Origin of the sequence: Blastococcus sp. PRF04-17 (assembly GCF_023016265.1) — a bacterium.
Taxonomy (GTDB): domain Bacteria; phylum Actinomycetota; class Actinomycetes; order Mycobacteriales; family Geodermatophilaceae; genus Blastococcus_B.
In genome coordinates this window covers 1,041,064-1,059,106 of record NZ_CP095412.1, presented here as the reverse complement: position 1 = coordinate 1,059,106, position 18,043 = coordinate 1,041,064, and the positions used below count along the sequence as shown (strand labels likewise).

At 73.6% G+C, this 18,043-nt stretch carries 20 protein-coding genes; 18 read left to right on the top strand and 2 right to left on the bottom strand.

Annotation, left to right across the window (positions count from 1 at the left end; genetic code table 11):
- Positions 1–6: 6 nt before the first annotated feature.
- Positions 7–1,095: a pyridoxal-phosphate-dependent aminotransferase family protein gene (locus MVA48_RS05340; RefSeq protein WP_246986584.1), complete on the top strand. Its 1,089-nt coding sequence runs from the start codon at positions 7–9 to the stop codon at positions 1,093–1,095.
- 91 nt (positions 1,096–1,186) lie between these two features.
- Here MVA48_RS05340 and MVA48_RS05335 read toward each other — a convergent pair whose 3' ends face one another.
- Positions 1,187–2,047, bottom strand: coding sequence for a hypothetical protein (locus MVA48_RS05335; protein WP_246986583.1), 861 nt, complete (start codon positions 2,045–2,047; stop codon positions 1,187–1,189).
- Between the two features lie 147 nt (positions 2,048–2,194).
- On the bottom strand, positions 2,195–3,037 hold the full coding sequence (locus MVA48_RS05330; protein WP_246986581.1) for an aldo/keto reductase: 843 nt from the start codon (positions 3,035–3,037) through the stop codon (positions 2,195–2,197).
- Between the two features lie 137 nt (positions 3,038–3,174).
- Between MVA48_RS05330 and MVA48_RS05325 the strand changes: the two genes are divergently transcribed.
- The 17 genes from MVA48_RS05325 to MVA48_RS05245 all read left to right on the top strand — a co-directional run bounded on the left by MVA48_RS05325 (position 3,175) and on the right by MVA48_RS05245 (position 18,041).
- A complete protein-coding gene (locus tag MVA48_RS05325; RefSeq protein WP_246986579.1) occupies positions 3,175–4,509 on the top strand; it encodes a replication-associated recombination protein A in 1,335 nt (444 codons plus the stop codon).
- A 112-nt stretch (positions 4,510–4,621) separates the two neighbouring features.
- The gene (locus MVA48_RS05320; RefSeq protein ID WP_246986577.1) at positions 4,622–5,047 is read left to right on the top strand and encodes a DUF948 domain-containing protein; all 426 of its coding nucleotides are present in this window, start codon (positions 4,622–4,624) and stop codon (positions 5,045–5,047) included.
- Positions 5,047–5,346, top strand: coding sequence for a hypothetical protein (locus tag MVA48_RS05315; RefSeq protein ID WP_246986575.1), 300 nt, complete (start codon positions 5,047–5,049; stop codon positions 5,344–5,346). Before MVA48_RS05320 ends, MVA48_RS05315 begins: the two co-directional genes overlap by 1 nt.
- 55 nt (positions 5,347–5,401) lie before the next feature.
- A complete protein-coding gene (gene alaS, locus MVA48_RS05310) occupies positions 5,402–8,074 on the top strand; it encodes an alanine--tRNA ligase (protein WP_246986574.1) in 2,673 nt (890 codons plus the stop codon).
- Positions 8,075–8,229: 155 nt separating this feature from the next.
- A complete protein-coding gene (gene ruvX / locus MVA48_RS05305; protein ID WP_246986572.1) occupies positions 8,230–8,745 on the top strand; it encodes a Holliday junction resolvase RuvX in 516 nt (171 codons plus the stop codon).
- A 73-nt stretch (positions 8,746–8,818) separates the two neighbouring features.
- Positions 8,819–10,696: an endolytic transglycosylase MltG gene (gene mltG / locus MVA48_RS05300; protein WP_246986570.1), complete on the top strand. Its 1,878-nt coding sequence runs from the start codon at positions 8,819–8,821 to the stop codon at positions 10,694–10,696.
- Entirely contained in the window at positions 10,693–11,496 is an 804-nt protein-coding gene (locus MVA48_RS05295; RefSeq protein WP_246986568.1) for a shikimate dehydrogenase, read from the top strand. The genes mltG and MVA48_RS05295 overlap by 4 nt, the downstream gene beginning before the upstream one ends.
- A 26-nt stretch (positions 11,497–11,522) precedes the next feature.
- On the top strand, positions 11,523–12,140 hold the full coding sequence (locus MVA48_RS05290; RefSeq protein ID WP_246986566.1) for a prepilin peptidase: 618 nt from the start codon (positions 11,523–11,525) through the stop codon (positions 12,138–12,140).
- Between the two features lie 21 nt (positions 12,141–12,161).
- Positions 12,162–13,340: a chorismate synthase gene (aroC, locus tag MVA48_RS05285; RefSeq protein ID WP_246986564.1), complete on the top strand. Its 1,179-nt coding sequence runs from the start codon at positions 12,162–12,164 to the stop codon at positions 13,338–13,340.
- Entirely contained in the window at positions 13,337–13,873 is a 537-nt protein-coding gene (locus tag MVA48_RS05280) for a shikimate kinase (RefSeq protein WP_246986562.1), read from the top strand. The genes aroC and MVA48_RS05280 overlap by 4 nt, the downstream gene beginning before the upstream one ends.
- Positions 13,870–14,928, top strand: a complete 1,059-nt coding sequence (aroB, locus tag MVA48_RS05275) for a 3-dehydroquinate synthase (RefSeq protein WP_246986560.1) — start codon at positions 13,870–13,872, stop codon at positions 14,926–14,928. Before MVA48_RS05280 ends, aroB begins: the two co-directional genes overlap by 4 nt.
- A gap of 13 nt (positions 14,929–14,941) precedes the next feature.
- Entirely contained in the window at positions 14,942–15,376 is a 435-nt protein-coding gene (gene aroQ / locus MVA48_RS05270) for a type II 3-dehydroquinate dehydratase (RefSeq protein WP_246986558.1), read from the top strand.
- Positions 15,373–16,467, top strand: coding sequence for a M24 family metallopeptidase (locus MVA48_RS05265; RefSeq protein WP_246986556.1), 1,095 nt, complete (start codon positions 15,373–15,375; stop codon positions 16,465–16,467). Before aroQ ends, MVA48_RS05265 begins: the two co-directional genes overlap by 4 nt.
- Positions 16,468–17,028, top strand: coding sequence for an elongation factor P (efp, locus tag MVA48_RS05260; protein ID WP_246986554.1), 561 nt, complete (start codon positions 16,468–16,470; stop codon positions 17,026–17,028).
- A gap of 25 nt (positions 17,029–17,053) precedes the next feature.
- Positions 17,054–17,476, top strand: coding sequence for a transcription antitermination factor NusB (gene nusB, locus MVA48_RS05255; protein ID WP_246986552.1), 423 nt, complete (start codon positions 17,054–17,056; stop codon positions 17,474–17,476).
- A 2-nt stretch (positions 17,477–17,478) separates the two neighbouring features.
- Positions 17,479–17,760, top strand: coding sequence for a hypothetical protein (locus tag MVA48_RS05250; RefSeq protein WP_246986550.1), 282 nt, complete (start codon positions 17,479–17,481; stop codon positions 17,758–17,760).
- A complete protein-coding gene (locus tag MVA48_RS05245) occupies positions 17,739–18,041 on the top strand; it encodes a hypothetical protein (protein WP_246986548.1) in 303 nt (100 codons plus the stop codon). The genes MVA48_RS05250 and MVA48_RS05245 overlap by 22 nt, the downstream gene beginning before the upstream one ends.
- Positions 18,042–18,043: the final 2 nt, after the last annotated feature.

Below are 18,043 nucleotides of genomic sequence, written 5' to 3'. Positions count from 1 at the left end.
GCGCGCATGCCGCTGCGTGCCCGCACCCTGCTCGGTCCCGGCCCGACGAACCCCTACCCGGAGGCGACGGTCGCCCTCGGGCAGCCGCTGCTCGGGCACCTCGATCCGGTGTTCCTCGGCATCCTCGACGAGACGTCGGATCGCCTGCGGCAGGTCTTCGGAACGGCGAACCGGCGCACGCTGCCGCTGTCCGCGACCGGCTCCGCGGGCATGGAGGCGGCGTTCGTCAACACGGTCGGCCCTGGTGACGTCGTGGTGGTCGCGGTCAACGGGCTGTTCGGGCAGCGGATGGTCGAGGTCGCCTCGCGGTGCGGCGCCGAGGTCGTGCCGGTCGAGCACGAGTGGGGGCAGCCGGTCGACGCGGCGCGCGTGCTCGACGCCCATCCCTCGCCCAAGCTGATCGCCGCCGTGCACGCCGAGACCTCGACGGGCGTGCGCTCGGACCTCCAGCCCCTGGCCGAGGGCAAGGGCGACGCACTGCTCCTCGCCGACTGCGTGACCTCCCTCGGCGGCATCCCGGTGCAGCTGGACGAGTGGGGGGTCGACCTCGCCTACGCCGGGACCCAGAAGTGCCTGGGCGTCGCGCCGGGGCTCGCACCGTTCACCATCAACGACCGTGCCTGGGAGCGGCGGATCGAGAAGCCGCAGAGCTGGTACCTCGACTTGGGGCTCCTGGGCGGGTACGCGGGCGAGGCCGCCGGCTCCGGCCGCACGTACCACCACACCGCCCCCACCGGCATGGTCGTCTCGCTGCACGCCGGGCTCGGGCGGATCCTCGCCGAGGGGCTCGATGCCGTGCACGCCCGGCACGCCGAGGCCGGCCGGCTGCTGCACGAGGGGCTGACCGAGCTGGGGCTGGAGCTGTTCGCCGCCGAAGGACACCGCCTGCCCGAGCTGACGACGGTGAACGTGCCCGACGGCGTGGACTCCGCCGCCGTCCGCAAGGAGCTGCTCGAGCGGTACGACCTGGAGATCGGCGGCGGAGTGGGCGCCTACGCCGCGAGCGTGTGGCGGATCGGCCTGATGGGCCCCAACGCGGCCCCCGACAAGGTCGCCCTCGTGCTCGCCGCCCTGAAGGAGACCCTGCGGCGCTGACGCCCGTGATCACCCGTGATCACCCGTGATCATCGGCGAATGGCTGCCCCCAGCGGCGTATCCCACAGCCACCTGCCGATGATCGACGCCCTCAGGGGCGCCAGCCGCGGCTGAGCAGGGCGCCTCGGGTCCGGCTCACCACGGGGGCCGGCCCCATGTGCCGATCAGCGAAGCGCAGGACCAGCCATCCGTCGGCCGCCATCAGGGAGTACCGGTCGATGTCACGGCCGAACTGATCGATGTCCGCGTGCTGTCGACCCTCGTACTCGATCGCGATCTTCCATTCCTCGTACCCCAGGTCGGCGTGGACGACGGCTCGCCCCGAGCGGTCGTGGATCGGCACCTGCACCCCGGGATCCGGCAGATCACTCGTCATCAGCCAGAACCGGACCCAGCTCTCACGTCGCGACATCGACGAGGGCGACAGCATGGGTGCGCACTTGCGGGCCCGGACGACACCCCGCACGCGATGGGCGCGGTCCAGTCGCCCGGCCAACGACGCGGGGGTCATGTGACCGGCGCGCAGCAGTGCGTCTCCGAGCGCCACGAGGTCGCCGGGCCACAGGGACGGCGCGAGGTCGAGGAACGTCTGCGCGCCGGAGGTGACACGCAGGGAATGGCGGACGACGACGTCGGCCGGTTCGAGCTGTCGCGAGTGGACGACGAACGCGGTGTGCTGCGGGAGAACCCGCCGCGGAGTGAGCACCACGTGCGGGCGCGGCGGGGAGTCGAAGGGTGCGTCCAGGAGCGCCGCCGCCGTCCGATGGCTGTAGGCGGCGTCGGGAGGCAGGACCGCGGCCAGCAGGTGCAGGCGCTCCCGCTCGTCGATGGCGTCGTCCAGCCGGACGACGAGGTCGTGCGCGAGCCGGACGTAGGCAGGACCGCGCAGGTGCGCACGGGTCAGCCCGGCGGCTCGTGCGGAAGCGGCCGAGTACGCGGGTGGGAGGGACATCGGCCGACCGTCGAGGGAGCCGTCCGGTCGCGGGGCCACCGCGGTCGATCTGTGGACGGCGGCTGCCCTGTGGACACCGGTCGCACCTTGATGATCATCGGCAAATGGCTGGTCGACACGCCGCGAGGCGCAGCCATTTGCCGATGATCACGGCGAGGGGGAGTTGAGGCGGGTGAGCTGGGCGTCGGTCAGCTCCAGGTCCGCGGCAGCCGCGGAGTCGACGATCGACTCGCGGCGGGAGGCGCCGGGAATGGGGACGACGGTCTCCGACTGCGCCAGGTGCCACGCCAGCGTCACCTGGTACACGGAGACGCCCAGCTCGCCGGCCACCTCGGCGAAGGCCGGCGCGGCCGCGTCCAGCGAGCCCGCGGCCGACACCCCGCCGAAGGGGCTCCACGGGATGAACGCCAGGCCGTGCGACGCGCAGTGCGCGAGCTCGTCGGCCGAGAACCGCCAGCCCGGCGAGAACTGGTTCTGCACGCTGACCAGCGCGTCGCCGAGGATCGACCGGGCGACGTCGATCTGCGCGATGTCGGCGTTGGAGATGCCGAGCATGCGGACGAGCCCGTCGTCGTGCAGGTGCCGGAGACCCTCCATCGACTCCTCCCACGGGGTCGCGGGGTCGGGCCGGTGGAACTGGTAGAGCCCGATGGCGTCCACGCCGAGGCGCCGCAGGGAGTCCTCGCACGCCCGCCGTAGGTAGGCCGGCGACCCGTCGAGCTCCCAGGCGGTGCCGCGACGGGTGTGCCCACCCTTGGTGGCGACCAGCACCGACGACGTGTCGCCGCCGTAGGACCGGAGCGCAGCAGCCACGAGCGACTCGTTGTGCCCGAACTCCGCCTCGTCCTGCGAGTAGGCGTCCGCGGTGTCGATCAGGGTCACCCCGGCGTCGAGCGCCGCGTGGACGACCGCCTCGGCGTCGTCGGGGCCGGGCCGGTCGGACTTGGTCGACAGCGGCATGGCGCCCAGCCCGATGGCGCTGACCTGCATGTCTCCGATGCGTCTCGTCTGCACGGGAACCGTCGTGCCCCGCGGGTAGCGTCTTCACCCATGAGCGGACAGGGGCGTGAGCATCGCAGCGAGGAGCGAGCGAGGAGCGGAGCGCCCCGCGGGAGCGACTGGTCACCTTGAGTTCGCTGTTCGACGCGCCGGACGACGAGGGCGCCGGCACGCCCGACCCCGGAGCGCCGCTGGCCGTCCGCATGCGGCCGCGTGCCCTCGACGAGGTCGTCGGCCAGCAGCACCTGCTCGGCCCGCGGGCCCCGCTGCGCCGGCTGGTGGAGTCCGACGAGCCCATGTCACTGGTCCTCTACGGCCCGCCCGGCACCGGCAAGACCACCCTGGCGCACGTCATCTCGCTGGCCACCAAGCGCCAGTTCGTCCAGCTGTCGGCCCTCGACTCCGGCGTCAAGGAGGTCCGGGCGGTCATCCAGAGCGCCAAGCGCGAGCTGACCTTCGCCGGCCGGCGCACCGTCCTGTTCATCGACGAGGTCCACCGGTTCTCCAAGACCCAGCAGGACTCGCTCCTGTCCGCCGTCGAGGACCGCATCGTGAGCCTGATCGCGGCCACCACGGAGAACCCGTTCTTCTCCGTGGTCAGCCCGCTGCTCTCGCGCAGCCTCGTGCTCGCCCTGCAACCGCTGAGCGACGACGACATCCGCGCCGTCCTGCACCGGGCGCTGACCAGCGAGCGCGGCCTCGGCAACGCGATCACGCTGACCCCCGAGGCCGAGGAGCACCTCGTCCGGATCGCCGGCGGCGACGCCCGCAAGGCGCTCACCGCGCTGGAGTCCGGCGCCGGCGCGGCCCAGGCGGCGGGCACCGACGAGCTCGACCTCGCCACGCTCGAGACGGCGGTCGCGCAGGCCGCCGTCCGCTACGACCGGCAGGGAGACCAGCACTACGACGTCGCCAGCGCGCTGATCAAGAGCATCAGGGGCAGCGACGTCGACGCCGCCCTGCACTACCTGGCGCGCATGGTCGAAGCCGGGGAGGACCCGCGGTTCATCGCCCGGCGGCTGGTCATCTCCGCCAGCGAGGACATCGGCATGGCCGACCCGACCGCGCTCCCGACCGCGGTGGCCGCCATGCAGGCCGTGCAGTTCATCGGCATGCCCGAGGGGCACTTCCCGCTGGCGCAGGCCGTCGTCCACCTGGCGACCGCGCCGAAGTCCAACGCCGTCACGGTGGCGATGGGGGAGTCGGTGGCCGACGTCCGCGCGGGCCTGGCCGGCCCGGTGCCGGCCGGCCTGCGCGACGCGCACTACGCCGGGGCGAAGAAGCTGGGCCACGGCGCGACCTACGTCTATCCGCACGCGCATCCCGACGGTGTCGTCCCGCAGCAGTACCCGCCCGACACGCTGGTGGGCAAGGACTACTACCGGCCGACCGCCCGGGGCGCCGAGGCCCGGCTGGGGGAGCGGCTGGCCAAGCTGCGGGCGATCGTCCGGCGTCCCCGCTGACCACACGCCAGGAACCGGCGGGCGACGGACGGCGGAGAGTGCCCGCGACTACTGTGACGACACCGGTAGGGACGACCACCAGCGAGCAACGAGACAGAGAGTGGGAGCACGGGTGTCCGTAGGAGAGATCGCCGCGCTGATCGCAGCCGGCGCCTTCGTACTGCTGGTGGTGTTCATCGCCGTGCCGCTGCTCAAGCTCGGGCGCACGCTCGACGAGACGACGCTGACCATCCGCCAGGTGCGCGAGCAGAGCGCCCCCATCCTCGGGCAGGCCAGCACGACGGTCGCGCACGTGAACAGCAACCTCGAGCGGGTCGATGACATCACCGGCAACGCCGCCAACGTCTCCAGCAACGTCGCCGCCCTCTCCAGCGTCGTCGCGGCCACGCTCGGCAGCCCGCTGATCAAGGTGGCCGCCTTCAGCTACGGGGTCCGCACGGCCGCCAGGAAGAAGCGCGAGGGCGTCGCGATCGCCGAGGCCGCCCAGCGCGACAAGGCGGCACGGCGGGCCCGTCGAGCCGCGCGGCGGGCCGCCTGATGCGCCGGCTGTTCTGGCTCGCGATGGGCATCACCATCGGCGCCCTCGTCGTCCGCAAGCTCAGCGCCGCCGCCGAGCGCATGACCCCCGGCAGCATCGGCCGGTCGCTGGCCGACGGCCTCCGCGACCTGGCCGAGGCGATCGGTGACTTCGGTGCCGACGTCCGCGAGGCCATGGCCGAGCGGGAGGACGAGCTGCGCGCCGGCACCGGTCTCGACGCGCCGCTGCCGACCGGCGACCAGGTCCAGCTCCCGGGCAGGCAGGTCGGCAAGCACGGCGCGCACGCCGCCGACTCCTGACCCCGACGCAGGCCGGCACCTCACCCGGCCCAGCAGAACTGAGTAGAGCCACACGATGCAGACCGCCGAGATCCGCCGCCGCTTCCTGGAGCACTTCGCCCAGCGGGGCCACACCGTCGTCCCCAGTGCCTCGCTGATCTCACCGGACCCGTCGCTGCTGTTCACCGTCGCCGGGATGGTCCCGTTCATCCCGTACCTCACCGGCCGGGAGCCGGCGCCCTACCCGCGGGCCACCAGCGTGCAGAAGTGCGTGCGCACCCTCGACATCGAGGAGGTGGGCAAGACCACCCGGCACGGCACGTTCTTCCAGATGAACGGCAACTTCTCGTTCGGCGACTACTTCAAGGACGGTGCGATCGAGCACGCCTGGGAGCTGATCACGAAGTCACCGGACGACGGCGGGCTCGGCTTCGACCCCGAGAAGATCTGGGTCACCGTCTACCTCGACGACGACGAGGCCGCCGAGGCGTGGAAGCGGATCGCGGGCCTGCCCGACGAGCGGATCCAGCGTCGCGGGCTCAAGGACAACTACTGGCACACCGGCCAGCCGGGTCCGGGCGGCCCGTGCAGCGAGATCTACGTCGACCGGGGTCCCGAGCACGGCCCCGACGGCGGGCCGGTCGTCGACGAGGACCGCTTCCTCGAGATCTGGAACCTCGTGTTCATGCAGCACCAGATCGAGGACGTGCGGAGCAAGGAGGAGTTCCGCATCGTCGGCGACCTGCCGAAGAAGAACATCGACACCGGCATGGGCCTGGAGCGGGTGGCCTACCTGCTGCAGGGCGTCGACAACCTCTACGAGATCGACGAGGTGTCACCGGTGCTGCGCCGGGCCGCCGAGCTGGCCGGGGTCACCTACGGCAAGGACCACGAGGACGACGTCCGGCTGCGGGTCGTCGCCGACCACGTGCGCAGCGGACTGATGCTGATCGGCGACGGCGTCACGCCCGGCAACGAGGGCGGCGGGTACATCCTCCGCCGGCTGCTGCGGCGCGCCGTCCGCTCGATGAAGCTGCTCGGCGTCGACGCGGCCACCCTGCCCGAGCTGCTGCCGGTGTCCAAGGACGCGATGAAGGCCAGCTACCCCGAGCTCGAGGCCGATTTCGCCCGCATCTCCGCCGTCGCCTACGCCGAGGAGGAGGCCTTCCGCCGCACCCTCTCCGCCGGGACGACCCTGTTCGACACCGCCGTGCGACAGGTGAAGCAGACCGGCACCCCGGCGCTCTCCGGCGAGCAGGCGTTCTCGCTGCACGACACGTACGGCTTCCCGATCGACGTCACCCTCGAGATGGCCGCCGAGCAGGGCGTGACCGTCGACGAGGACGGCTTCCGCGCGCTCATGCAGGAGCAGCGCGACCGCGCCCGCGCCGACGCCCGCGCGAAGAAGACCGGCTCGGTCGACGTCCTGGCCTACCGCCGGCTGCTGGCCGAGCACGGGCCGACGGACTGGCGGGCCTACGACACGCTGCATACGGACTCGCGGGTGCTGGCCCTCGTGGGCGAAGAGGACCAGGGGCCGCAGGTCGCCGGGCAGGGCGAGATCCTCCGCGTCGTCCTCGACCGGACGCCCTTCTACGCCGAGTCCGGCGGTCAGGTCGCCGACGCCGGCGTCCTCACCTGGGACGGCGGCCGCGCCGAGGTGCTCGACGTCCAGCGCCCCGTCAAGGGCCTGGTCGCCCACCAGGTGCGGGTGCTCGAGGGCGAGCTGCGCTCCGGCGCCGAGCTCACCGCCGAGGTCGACTACGAGTGGCGGCTGTCGGCATGCCAGGCCCACTCGGGCACGCACGTCGTGCACGCCGCGTTGCGCCAGGTGCTCGGACCGCAGGCCCTGCAGTCCGGCTCCTACAACCGTCCCGGGTACCTGCGCCTGGACTTCGCCTGGCGGGGCGCGCTCAGCCACCAGCAGAAGATTGACATCGAGGACGTCGCCAACGCGGCCGTCCGCGCCGATCACACGGTCACCGCGAGCTTCATGACGCTGCCCGAGGCCCAGGCCTTCGGTGCGCTCGCGCTCTTCGGCGAGACCTACGGCGAGCAGGTCCGCGTGGTCGAGATCGGCGGCCCCTGGTCGCGCGAGCTCTGCGGAGGCACCCACGTCCGCGGCAGCGCGCAGATCGGCACCCTCGCCCTCACCGGCGAGTCGTCGGTGGGCTCGGGCGCACGCCGGGTCGAGGCCGTCGTGGGCCTCGAGGGCTTCCGCTACCTGGCCCGCGAGCGCGACCTGGTCCGCCAGTTGGCCGACCTGCTCAAGTCGCCGTCCGACGGGCTGGTCGACCGGGTGAGCGGGATGCTGTCCCGCCTGCGGGACGCCGACCGGGAGATCGCCGAGCTGCGCTCCCAGCAGTCCGGCGCGGTCGCCGGTCAGCTGGCCGCCGCCGCCAAGGACGTCGACGGTGTCGCGGTGGTCACCGGGTCACCCGCCGGGCTCGGCGGTGGCGACCTGCGCACCCTGGCGCTCGACGTCCGGGGGCGGCTGGCCGACCGGCCGGCCGTGGTGCTGCTGGCGTCGGAGGCCGGTGGCAAGGTGGCTCTCGTGGCCGCGCTCAACCCCGCGGCCCTCGACCGCGGGCTGTCGGCCAACGACGTGCTGCGCGCCGCCGCGGGCCCGGTGGGCGGGCGCGGGGGAGGCAAGGCGGACGTCGCCCAGGGCGGCGGCACCGATCCCGCGGGCATCCCCGCGGCACTGCAAGCCGGCGAGCAGGCGGTCGCGACCGCCACGGGAAGGTGACCAACGTGTCCGACACCGAGTACAACCCCGAGGACACCGGCCCGGTCGGCGGCCCCCGTCGGTCGCTGCCCCCGGTTCCGCCGTCGGCCCCGCGACCCGCGCAGCCGGCGTACCACCCGACCACCGAGCTGGACCTCGGCCGCGGGTTCCCGCCGGTGTCGAACGAGACCAGCGAGATCGACCTCAGCGGCGGCTGGCCCGAGCACCTCAAGGTGCCGCCGCGGCGACCGTCGGCCCAGCCGACGGCGGGGCGCGTGCTCGGCGTCGACGTGGGCAAGGCCCGCGTCGGCCTGGCGCTGTCCGACCCGACCGGCACGCTGGCCAGCCCGCTGGAGACCCTCCGGCGAGCGAAGAACCGCGCAGACCTGGACCGTCTCGCCGCGCTCGTGGTGGAACACGAGGTGACCGAGGTGGTCGTGGGAGAGCCGGTGCATCTGTCAGGTGCGTCGGGCGCATCGGCCGAGGACGCGAGCAATTACGCTCAGGAACTAGCCGACCGCATTCCGGATGTGCCGGTGATCCTGATCGACGAAAGGCTTTCCACCGTGACTGCAGCCAGTCACCTGCGCGAGAGCGGCATCGACAGCCGCAAGCAGCGACCGGTGATCGACCAGGCGGCCGCCGTCGTCATCCTGCAACAGTTCCTCGACAGCCGGCGGCAGCGAACGTGACCGAGCTCGCGAGGTCACGCGAAGGGGCAGCACCGTCGGTCACGTGTGCGGCGAGCGTCAGCGAGGTGCACGCGTGACCGAGCCGGGCGGACCGCGCCGAGGGCGACACTCCTCGGAGGGGTCCTACGGCCCCGGCTTCGACCTCCCCGGCACGCCGTCGGGGGACCCGTTCCCCGGCTACGGCGTGCCCCGCTACGAGCCCTCCCGCTACGAGCCCCCGACCTGGAGCGCCGAGCCCCCGCCGCCGGCCCGGGACACCACCGGCGCGCCGACCGCGGACCTCCCGACCGCCGGTTTCCGCCGCGCGTCCGGCGTCCTCGACCGGCTGCCGGCGGACGAGACCGGCCCGCTGGTCGAGCCGGAGTGGTGGGCCTACGGGTCCAGCGACGACACCGGCTACCCGCTGTCCGCGCGGCACGCCCGTCGTGACGACGAGCCGCTGGAGCACCCCTCCGGGCCGCTCCCGCCGCGCCCGCCGGGCGTCTGGGACCGCCTGCACCCCCGCGACGACGGTCCGGGCGACGACGCCGAGACCGTGGCCCAGCCGCTCCTTCCCGGGGCGCCCCTCGACAGCCGGCGGTGGAACGAGGAGACTGCCGGGCCCGTGGGCGCTCACCGCGCGTCGGACGACGACGGCACCGAGGCGCACCCGCAGGACGCGGGTGCGGCCGGCGCTCCCGGCTGGGAGGACCAGACCGGCGGTCTGGACGTCATCGGTGCGCACGTCGAGGACGACGCCCCGCGACGTCGGCGCCGCGGACGGCGGGGCCGCCGTCCGGAGCCCGAGCAGCACGACGACCTCCACGACGAGCACGGCGACCTGCTGCACGACGAGGACTCGCTCGTGCACGACGAGGCGTTCGGCGAGGACATCCCCGTCAAGCCCTACGACAAGCGGACCGGGCGTGCCCGACGGCGGCGCAACCCCGTCGCCGTGCTGATCTCGCTGCTCGTCCTGGGCGGCCTGGTCGTCGGCATCGTCATCGGCGGCCAGAAGCTGCTCGAGCTGATCAATCCGACCGCACAGGACTACACCGGCCAGGGCACCGGGACCATCCAGATACGGGTGCAGAACGGCGACACGCTCAGCGACATCGCCCGCACCCTGGTCGAGGCCGACGTCATCGCCTCCATCCGCCCGTTCGTGAACGCTGCCGAGGAGAACGCGGCGTCGGTGGGCATCCAGCCCGGTGTCTACGAGCTGCGTCAGCAGATGAGCGGTCAGGCGGCGCTGGACCTGCTGCTCGACCCCGTCTCCCGGCTGCTCTCGCGGGTCACGCTGCCCGAGGGGCTGACCGTCGAGCGCACCCTGGCCAGGATCGCCGAGGCGACCGGCCGCCCCATCGAGGAGCTCGAGGCCGCGGCCGCCGACCCCGCGGCCCTCGGTGTACCTGCCTGGGCGAACGGCTCGCTCGAGGGGCTGCTCTTCCCGGCGACCTACGACGTCGAGCCCGACACGGCGCCGGCTGCCCTGCTCCGGCAGATGGTCGCCCGCGGCCTGCGGGCGCTCGACGACCTGCAGATCGCCGAGGCGGACCGGCTGACCGTGCTCACCAAGGCCAGCCTGGTGCAGGCCGAGGCGGCCAGTCCCGAGGACATGGCCAAGGTCGCGCGGGTGCTGGAGAACCGGCTGTCCGACGGCATGCCCCTCCAGCTGGACACCACCGTCAACTACGCCAACGGCAAGTCCGGCATCACCACCACGCCGGAGGACCGCGCCAACCCGTCGCCGTACAACACCTACGTGCACGCGGGCCTGCCGCCGGGGCCGATCACCAACCCGGGCGAGGAGGCCCTCCGGGCGGTGCTGGCCCCCACCCCGGGCGACTGGCGCTTCTTCGTGGTGGTGGACCCGGACACGGGGGAGACCCGGTTCGCCGCCACCGGCGCGGAGCACCAGCAGAACGTCCTGCTGTTCCAGCAGTGGCTCCGGGAGAACCCCGGCGGATGAGAGCAGCGGTCCTCGGTCGTCCGGTGGCCCACTCGCTCTCCCCGGTGCTGCACCGTGCCGCGTACGCGGCACTGGGGCTGGACGACTGGACCTACGACGCGCTGGACATCGGCGCCGACGACCTGCCCGTCCTGCTCGCCGGTCTGGGGGAGGAGTGGCGCGGCTTCTCGGTGACCATGCCGTGCAAGCAGGCGGCGGTCGACGCGGCCGACGTGGTCGAGCCGCTGCCCCGCCTGCTGCACGCCGCCAACACGCTGGTGCGCACCGACGCCGGCTGGCGGGCGGAGAACACCGACGTCCACGGCGTCGGCATGGCGCTCCGCCTGGCCGGTGTCGAGGACGTCGACTCGGCGGTCGTCCTGGGCGCGGGCGGGACGGCGGCCGCCACGGCGGTGGCGCTGTCCTCGCTGGGGGCGCGCCACGTGGAGGTCGCCGTCCGCGAGCCGTCCCGCGCCTCCGACGTCGTCCGGGTCCTGGACGTCCTGGGCGTCCCGGCGACCGTGACCCGCCTGGCCGACACCGGCCTCGCCGCGCCGCTGGTGGTCAGCACGGTGCCGATCGGCGCCCAGCCCGCGCTGGTCGGCCTGCCATGGCGCGACCGGCACACGGTGCTCGACGTCCTCTACGCGCCGTGGCCGACCCCCCTGGCCGAACGCATCGGGGCGGTGGGGGGCACGGTCGTCGGTGGGCTCGACGTGCTCTTCTGGCAGGCCGCGGTCCAGGTGGAGCTGATGACCGGGCGGCAGCCTCCGATCGAGGCGATGCGTCGCGCGCTCGACGCGGCCGTCGGCGCCTCCTGAGCGGGGCGGCCGCCGCTGCGGCGGGCATGGTCGGCATCCTGCTCGCGCAGCCGGTGGCCCGGTGCTCCGTGCGGCTGGCCCTGCGGGACGACGCGGCGCGACCGTCCGGCGGGCGCGTGGCCCTGACCGCCGTGGTGCTCGCCGTGCTCCTGGGCGGAACGGTGCTGCTCATCGGCCTGCGTCCGGCGACGGCCGGAGTGGCGTGGGTGGCCGGCGCCGGCGTCGTGGTGGCCGGGGTCGACCTGCTCAGCCACCGGATCCCCGATCGCGTCACCCTTCCCGCCGCCGTGGTCTGCGTGGCGGCCTTCCTCGCCGACGCGGCGGTCGAGGGGACCTGGCCCGCACTGCTCCGGGCGGTGCTCGCGGGGGCGGTCACGTTCGGCGTCGCGGCGCTCGCCGCGGCCGTCGCGCCGTCGGGGCTCGGCTTCGGCGACGTCAAGCTGCTGGGCCTGGTCGGGCTGGTCCTCGGCTGGATCGGCTGGGACGTGCTGCTGGCCGGCGTCTTCCTGGGCTTCCTCACCGGGGCGGTCGTGTCGCTGGTGCTGCTGGCCACCCGCCGGGCCGGCTGGCGGACGGCGCTGCCGTTCGCCCCGCCGCTGCTGGTGGGCGCCGCGCTGGCCCTCGCGCTGCAGGGCCCGGTGTGACGTCCTTCTAGGATTGCGCCCATGTTGCGCTGGCTGACCGCAGGTGAGTCCCACGGTCAGCAGCTCACCGCGATCCTCGAAGGGCTGCCCGCGGGGGTGCGGGTGCAGACCGCCGACCTCGACGCGCAGCTCGCCCGGCGCCGGCTGGGGCACGGCCGCGGCGCCCGCATGTCGTTCGAGCAGGACGAGGTGACCATCACCGGCGGTGTCCGGCACGGCGTGACCCAGGGCGGGCCGATCGCGGTCCAAGTGGGAAACACCGAGTGGCCCAAGTGGTCGACGGTGATGTCGCCCGACCCGGTGGACGCCGAGGTGCTCGCCGGTCAGGCGCGCAACGCGCCGCTGACCCGGCCACGCCCCGGCCACGCCGACCTCGCCGGCATGCAGAAGTACGGCTTCGACGACGCCCGGCCGGTGCTCGAGCGCGCCAGCGCCCGCGAGACCGCCGCACGGGTCGCCCTCGGGGCCGTGGCTCAGGCGTTCCTGCGCCAGGCGCTGGAGGTCGAGGTGGTCAGCCATGTCGTCGCCATCGGACCGGTCGTCGCGCCCGACGGCATCGTCCCGGGCCCCGGCGACAATCCGCGCATCGACGAGGACCCGGTGCGCTGCGCCGACCCGGCGACCAGCGAGCGCATGGTGGCCGAGATCGACGACGTCCGGAAGAACGGCGACACGCTGGGCGGGGTCATCGAGGTCGTCGTGCACGGCCTGCCGCCGGGCCTGGGCAGTCACGTGCACTGGGACCGGCGCCTGGACGCCCGCCTGGCCGCCGCGCTGATGGGCGTGCAGTCGGTGAAGGCCGTCGAGGTGGGCGACGGGCTGGAGACCGCCCGCCGCCGCGGCTCGGTGGCCCACGACGAGATCGACCTCACCGGCGGCCGGGTCACCCGCCGCACCGACCGGGCCGGTGGCATCGAGGGCGGCATGACCAACGGCGAGGTGCTGCGGGTCCGGGCCGCGATGAAGCCCATCTCGACGGTGCCCCGCGCCCTGGCCACGGTCGACGTCGCCACCGGCGAGCCGGCGGTCGCCATCAACCAACGCAGCGACGCCTGCGCGGTGCCGCGCGGCAGCGTGGTCATGGAGGCGATGGTGGCCCTGGTGCTCGCCGACGCGGCGCTGGAGAAGTTCGGCGGCGACTCGGTGGCCGAGACCCGGCGCAACGCCCAGGCCTACCTCGACGCGCTCCCGCTGCGGTGAGCGCGCCGATCCTCGTCCTGGTCGGGCCGCCGGCGTCGGGCAAGACCACCGTCGGGACCGCGGTCGCCGACGCTCTCGGCGTCGGCTTCCGGGACACCGACCACGACGTCGAGCTGCAGACCGGCAGCCGCATCGCCGATCTGTTCGTGACCGAGGGCGAGGCGCACTTCCGCGCCCTCGAGGAGCAGGCGGTCGCGCGGGCGCTGGCCGAGCACGACGGCGTCCTCGCCCTCGGTGGGGGCGCGGTGATGAGCGCGGCGACGCGGGCGTCGCTGGTGTCCTACGGGCGAACCGGTGGCACGGTCGTCTGGCTGGACGTCGACCTGCCGTCGGCGGCCAAGCGCGCCGGCCTGTCCCGCGACCGGCCCCTGCTGGCCCTCAACCCGCGCGCCATGCTGCGCCAGATGCTCCAGACCCGCGCGCCGCTCTACGGCGAGGTCGCCACGGTGACGGTGCAGACCGGCGGCCGCGTCCCCGACGACGTCGTCGCCGAGGTCCTGGCGGCCCTGCCGACGAGCAGGACCGGCCGATGAGGCGGGTCACCGTGCCGGGCCCGGTGCCCTACGAGGTGGTGATCGGCCCCGGCGCCCAGGAGGAGCTGTCGCTGGTCCTCGCCGGGACCGCGAAGGCCGCGGTCGTGCACGCGCCGCCGCTGGCGGCCCTCGCCGGCGCCGCCGTCGAGACGCTGCAGACCGCCGGCGTGGCCGTCGAGGCGCTGGTCGTCCCCGACGGCGAGGCCGCCAAGTCCGCCGATGTCCTCACCGGTCTGTGGGAGGAGTTCGGGCGGCTGGGCATGACCCGCTCCGACGCGGTGGTCGGGCTCGGCGGAGGAGCCGTCACCGACCTGGCCGGTTTCGCGGCGGCGACCTGGACGCGGGGTGTGCGGTTCGTGACCGTGCCCACGAGCGTGCTCGCCATGGTCGATGCGGCGCTGGGGGGCAAGACCGGCATCAACACCGCCGCCGGCAAGAACCTCGTCGGTGCCTTCCACCCGCCGGTCGCCGTCCTGGCCGACACCGACTCCCTCACGGGGCTCTCCGACCCGGAGTTCCGCTCCGGGCTGGCCGAGGTGGTCAAGTGCGGCTTCATCGCCGACGGCGAGATCCTGCGGCTGCTGAGCGCGGACCCCTCCGGCCGGCGGGACACCGAGGAGCTGATCGAGCGCGCCGTGCAGGTCAAGGCCGACGCCGTCGGGGAGGACCTCTACGACCTGGGCCGGCGCGAGTTCCTCAACTACGGGCACACGCTCGGGCACGCGATCGAGCGGGTCGAGGACTTCGGCTGGCGACACGGCGAGGCGATCGCCGTGGGCATGGTGTTCGCCGCGGAGCTGGCCGGGCAGGCCGGGCTCCTGGCCCGTGCGGACGTCCACCTGCACCGCACCCTGCTCGAGGACATGGGCCTGCCGACGCGGTACGCCGGCGACTGGGCCCGTCTGCAGGCGGTGATGCGCGTGGACAAGAAGGCCCGCGGCGCGTCGCTGCGCTTCGTCGTCCTCGACGGGCTGGGCAACCCCAGGATCCTGACCGACCCCGACCAGGCCTGGCTGGACGCCGCCTGGTCAGCCGTGAGCGGAGGCCAGTTGTGAACGGAGACCGGGCATGACCATCCAGGTGCTGAACGGGCCGAACCTCGGCCGGCTCGGGTTGCGGGAGCCGGAGAAGTACGGCACGACCACCTACGCGGAGCTCGTGGATCTCGTCGAGTCCACCGGGCGCGAGATGGGTGTGGAGGTCGTCGTCCGCCAGACCGACGACGAGGGCGAGATGCTGCGCTGGGTCCACGCGGCCTCCGACGCCGGCGACGCGGTCCTCATCAACCCCGGCGGCTGGTCGCACACGTCGGTCGCGCTCCGCGACGCCCTGGCCGGGCTCCACGGGCCGCTGGTCGAGGTGCACATCACCAACATCCACGCGCGCGAGGAGTTCCGGCACCACAGCTACGTCTCCGGCGTGGCCGACGGCGTCATCGCCGGACTCGGGGTCAGCGGTTACATCCTGGCGCTGGGCTGGCTGGCGCAGCAGGGAGTGAAGTGAGCCGCCCCGCCGAGCGGCGCGCCGCCCTGCGGTCGAGAGCGGCGGCCGAGGGGCTGGACGCCGTCCTGGTGACCAACCTGCTCAACGTGCGTTACCTGACCGGCTTCACCGGCTCCAACGGCGCGCTCCTGGTGCGTGTGGACGGTCCCGACCTCCTCGGGACCGACGGTCGTTACACGACCCAGGCCGGCACCCAGGTGTCCGACGTCGAGCTGCTCATCGACCGGGCCACCGTCCCGGCGCTGGCCCGCGCGGCGGTGCAGCGCGGCGTGGGCCGGCTGGGCTACGAGTCGCACGACGTCACGGTCGACGGGTTCGCGCAGCTGGAGAAGGTGCTGGGCGAGGCCGGCACGTCGCCGGAGCTGGTCTCGATCCGCCGGGCCGTGGAGGCGCTGCGCGCGATCAAGGACGACGACGAGGTCGAGTCGCTGCGCCGCGCGTGCGCGGTCGCCGACCAGGCGCTGGCCGAGCTCGCCGCCGAGGGGGCGCTGCGTCCCGGGCGCACGGAGCTGCAGGTGGGCCGCGAGCTCGACGCCCGCATGCTGGCGCTCGGGGCCGAGGCGCCGTCCTTCGAGACGATCGTCGCGACCGGCGCGAACTCGGCCATCCCGCACCACCGGCCCGACTCGACGGAGCTGCGCGCGGGCGACTTCCTGAAGCTGGACTTCGGCGCGACCGTCGACGGCTACCACTCCGACATGACGCGCACCGTCGTCCTCGGGCACGCCGCCGACTGGCAGCGCGAGATCTACGAGCTGGTCGCCGCCTCGCAGGCCGCCGGGCGGGCAGCGCTGGCCGTCGGCGCGGACGTCGTCGCGGTCGACTCGGTCGCCCGCGACGTCATCGCCGACGCCGGCCACGGTGAGCACTTCACCCACGGCCTGGGTCACGGGGTGGGCCTGGAGATCCACGAGGCGCCGGGCATCGGGCCGCTGGGCGCGGGTAGGCTGGCCGCCGGCATGGCCGTCACCGTGGAGCCGGGCGTCTACCTGCCCGGCCACGGCGGTGTCCGGATCGAGGACACCGTGGTCGTCACCGACGACGAGCCCGAGTTGTTGACCCTCACGAGCAAGGAACTGCTGGTCCTCTAGATGGCTACCACCAACGACCTCAAGAACGGCATGGTCCTCAACCTCGACGGCCAGCTCTGGACCGTCACCGAGTTCCAGCACGTCAAGCCGGGCAAGGGCGGTGCGTTCGTCCGGACCACGCTGAAGAACGTGCTCTCGGGCAAGGTCGTGGACAAGACCTTCAACGCCGGCACCAAGGTCGAGACCGCGAACGTCGACAAGCGCGGTATGACCTACCTGTACAAGGACGGCGCCGACTACGTCTTCATGGACGGCGACACCTACGACCAGATCCACGTGCCCGGCGAGACCGTCGGCGACGGCGCGAACTACCTGCTGGAGAACACCCAGGTCACCGTCGCCGTCCACGACGGGACCCCGCTCTACGTCGAGCTGCCGGTGACCATGGAGCTCGTCGTCGAGCACACCGACCCGGGCCTGCAGGGCGACCGCTCCACCGGCGGCACGAAGCCGGCCACGCTCGAGACCGGCGCGCAGATCCAGGTGCCGCTGTTCATCAGCACCGGCGAGAAGCTCAAGGTCGACACCCGCGACGGCCGGTACCTCGGCCGCGCCAACTGAGCGCTCGGGGCGGGTGGGGGAAGGCATGGCTGCCCGGACCAAGGCGCGCAAGCGCGCCGTCGACGTCCTCTACGAGGCCGATGTCCGGGGGAACGACCGGCTCGCGGTGCTCCGCGACCGGATCGAGACGGGCAACCCGCCCGTGCCCGAGCACACCGTCCGGCTGGTCGAGGGCGTCGCCGAGCACGCCGCCCGCATCGACGAGCTGATCGACGCGCACGCGGCGAACTGGTCGCTCGACCGGCTGCCCGACGTCGACCGCGCGATCCTGCGCATGGCGGTGTTCGAGCTGCTGTGGGCCGACGACGTGCCCGACGCCGTGGTCATCGACGAGGCGGTGGAGCTGGCGAAGACGCTGTCCACCGACGACTCGCCCGCGTTCGTCAACGGCGTCCTCGGCGCCATCCTGGACGCCGAGGTGCCGACGGGCGGCCTGCCCAAGGCCTGAGCGTGGACGTCGTCGCTCGGCTGGCCGACGCGGTCGCCGACCTCGCGCTCGGTCGCGACAGAGTCCTGGTCGGCATCGACGGCCCGGACGCCGCCGGTAAGACGACCCTCGCCGACGAGCTGTCCGAGGCGTTGCCTGGCCCGGTCCTGCGGGTGTCGGCGGACGACCACGTGCACCCGGCACCCCGGCGCTACTGGCGGGGCGAGCTGTCACCCGAGGGCTACTACGGCGACCTGTTCGACCTCGACTCCTTTGTCGCGGCGTGCACCGCGGGGAGGCGATAGTCGTCGCGGACGGCGTCTTCCTGCACCGGCCGGAACTCTGCGACCTGTGGACGGTGTCGGTCTACCTGCGCGTCTCCGAGCAGGAGTCGCTCCGACGGGCCCTCATTCGCGACGCGCCCCGCTTCGGGACGCCGGCCGAAGTGGCCCGCCGTTATCGGTCGCGCTACCTCCCCGGACAGGCGCTCTACCGTGCCGTGGCCGACCCCGAGGGAACGGCGGACGTCGTCGTGGACAACGAGAACCCCGCCGCCCCGAGGGTCCTCCGGTGGCCTCCGTACTGACG